1 protein-coding gene is annotated in these 1100 nt (G+C 72.8%); it reads right to left on the bottom strand.

Annotated elements, in window-relative coordinates; all coding sequences use genetic code 11:
• Positions 1-12: 12 nt before the first annotated feature.
• Positions 13-945: a nucleoside hydrolase gene (locus NKJ21_RS27510; protein ID WP_302931854.1), complete on the bottom strand. Its 933-nt coding sequence runs from the start codon at positions 943-945 to the stop codon at positions 13-15.
• Positions 946-1100: the final 155 nt, after the last annotated feature.

The raw sequence follows: 1100 nt of genomic DNA, 5'->3' as shown, positions 1-1100 counted from the left end.
CAGGCCCGCCCGTCAAGCCGCCTCGAGCGCGTCGCGCCCGAACAGGCCGCCGAGGATCAATCGCTTGACGGCCTCCGCGTCAAGGCCGGCGCACACCTCGGCGTTGGGGGGACCCTCGATCCGCTCGATCCGCCCCTGACGCTCGCCGTCGACGATCACCCGCAGGCGCGCGGGCTCGAAGGTGAAGAGCTGGGGCGCGATCAGGCTGGCCGCGGCCACCGCGTCGTGGGGCCGGCAACCCTCGCCGCCCCAGACCTGCTGGTGAAAGGCGATATACGGCCCCGCCGCCGTGGTCAGGCGCTGGGCCAGGGGCGAGCCGCACCGGTCCGCGCCTCGCGCCAGGTCCTCGGCGGTGATCAACACCTGGCTGGTGACGTCCAGCGGCGTCAGGCGCGGCATGACGCCGGACTCGAGCGCGCGCTGCAGGGCGTCGGGGTCGCTCCAGGTGTTGAAGTCGGCGCCGCCGGCCGCCTTGCCCGGAACCTCGAACGCCCCGGCCATCACGGTGGGTCGCCAGTGGCGGAAGGCGGCGGGATCCTCCAGCAGACCCTTGGCCAGGTTGGTCAGCGGTCCCAGGAACAGGCCGGTGACGCGGCGGCGCGCGGCGAAGGCCAGGAAGTTGGCCGAGTGGCCGCGCTCCAGCTCCGGCAGTTTCCAGCGCTGGGAGAAGCCCGCGCCGTTCAGGCCGTCGACGCCGTGGGCCGGCCGCATGCGCTCCACGCGGCGGCGCGCCAGCCCGGCTCCGGCGCCGATATAGACCTCGGCTCCGCAGCCGGCGAGGCGCAGCACGCCCCGGGCGTTGGCGGCGGCCTGGTCGACATAGGTGTTGCCGAACACGGCCGAGACGGACACCACCTCGACCGCCTGACGCGCGCGCGCCAGCAAGGCCAGCGCCAGGGCGTCGTCCACGCCGCAGTCGGTGTCGATGTGAACCCTAAGGACCATGCGAAGCAGTCTAGCCACGCCCCGCGACCGCGAGAAGCGGTGTTATCGGGCCAGATAGGCCTCAAGGTTGCGCCGTACGCGGTCCAGCACCGGTTCGCTGGGGTCCGGACGCTCGAAGGTCTGGCCGGTGATGGTCTCGAACGCCTCGACATAGA

The sequence above is a fragment of the Klebsiella sp. SWET4 genome, from assembly GCF_024296565.1.
Classification (GTDB): domain Bacteria; phylum Pseudomonadota; class Gammaproteobacteria; order Enterobacterales; family Enterobacteriaceae; genus Klebsiella; species Klebsiella variicola.
Note: the sequence above shows the minus strand (reverse complement) of the source record. Positions and strands in the feature narration are given on the sequence as shown.